1 rRNA gene is annotated in these 1,702 nt (G+C 58.0%); it reads left to right on the top strand.

The features are described from left to right. Positions 1-130 precede the first annotated feature (130 nt). A 23S ribosomal RNA gene (locus ABD907_RS20560) occupies positions 131-1,702 on the top strand; the annotation flags it as partial.

Here is a 1,702-nt window from a genome sequence, read left to right as displayed (position 1 = left end):
GAGATGGAGTGCCTGGCTGTGCCGCCTTGGTTGGTGGTGGTGGTCGGGTGTCTGGTCTGCCGCGGGTGTGAATGTGTTGTTTGAGAACTGTACAGTGGACGCGAGCATCTTCTGATTTCTGTTGTTTTTGTGGTAAGTTTTTAAGAGCATTCGGTGGATGCCTTGGTACCAGGAGCCGAAGAAGGACGTGGTAGCCTGCGATAAGCCTCGGGGAGCTGGCAAACGAGCATTGATCCGAGGGTGTCCGAATGGGGAAACCCGGCCAGAGTCATGTCTGGTTACCCGCGCCTGAATATATAGGGCGTGTGGGGGGAACGCGGGGAAGTGAAACATCTCAGTACCCGCAGGAAGAGATATTCCGTGAGTAGTGGCGAGCGAAAGCGGATGAGGCTAAACCGGGGGTGTGTGATAGCCGGCAGGTGTTGCACCTTCGGGGTTGTGGGGCCTATCTGACCAGTGCTGCCGTGCTGGTGGGGAGTAAGAAAGTCGTGGTGTAGTCGAACGGTCTGGGAAGGCCGGGCGTAGTGGGTGAGACCCCCGTAGACGAAACATCGTGGCCTCCCTTGGATGGGTACCCGAGTAGCACGGGGCCCGTGAAATCCCGTGTGAATCTGCCAAGACCACTTGGTAAGCCTAAATACTACCTGGTGACCGATAGCGGACAAGTACCGTGAGGGAAAGGTGAAAAGTACCCCGGGAGGGGAGTGAAACAGTACCTGAAACCGGATGCTTACAACCCGTCGGAGCCTCCTTAGCAGGGGTGACGGCGTGCCTTTTGAAGAATGAGCCTGCGAGTTAGCGGCATGTGGCGAGGTTAACCCGTGTGGGGGAGCCGTAGCGAAAGCGAGTCCGAACAGGGCGATTGAGTCGCGTGTCCTAGACCCGAAGCGGAGTGATCTACCCATGGGCAGGTTGAAGCACGTGTAAGAGCGTGTGGAGGACCGCACCCACTTAGGTTGAAAACTGAGGGGATGACCTGTGGGTAGGGGTGAAAGGCCAATCAAACTCCGTGATAGCTGGTTCTCCCCGAAATGCATTTAGGTGCAGCGTCGCGTGTTGCTTGCTGGAGGTAGAGCTACTGGATGGCTGATGGGCCCTACAAGGTTACTGACGTCAACCAAACTCCGAATGCCAGCATAGTTAGCGCGGCAGTGAGACTGCGGGCGATAAGGTTCGTGGTCGAGAGGGAAACAGCCCAGATCACCGGCTAAGGCCCCTAAGCGTGTGCTAAGTGGGAAAGGATGTGGAGTTGCAGAGACAACCAGGAGGTTGGCTTAGAAGCAGCCATCCTTGAAAGAGTGCGTAATAGCTCACTGGTCAAGTGATTCCGCGCCGACAATGTAGCGGGGCTCAAGCACACCGCCGAAGCCGTGGCAGCCACGCATGTCCTTCGCGCCGTCTCCTTCGGGGGTGGTGTGCCAGGGGTGTGGCTGGGTAGGGGAGCGTCGTGTGGGAAGTGAAGCTGCGGGGTGACCCAGTGGTGGATCCCACACGAGTGAGAATGCAGGCATGAGTAGCGAATGACGGGTGAGAAACCCGTCCGCCGAATGACCAAGGGTTCCAGGGCCAGGTTAATCCGCCCTGGGTAAGTCGGGACCTAAGGCGAGGCCGACAGGCGTAGTCGATGGACAACGGGTTGATATTCCCGTACCGGCGAAGGACCGACCATACCGAGCCCGGTGATGCTAACCACCCGAACCCG

The sequence above is a fragment of the Georgenia halophila genome (assembly GCF_039541595.1).
Note: the sequence above shows the minus strand (reverse complement) of the source record. Positions and strands in the feature narration are given on the sequence as shown.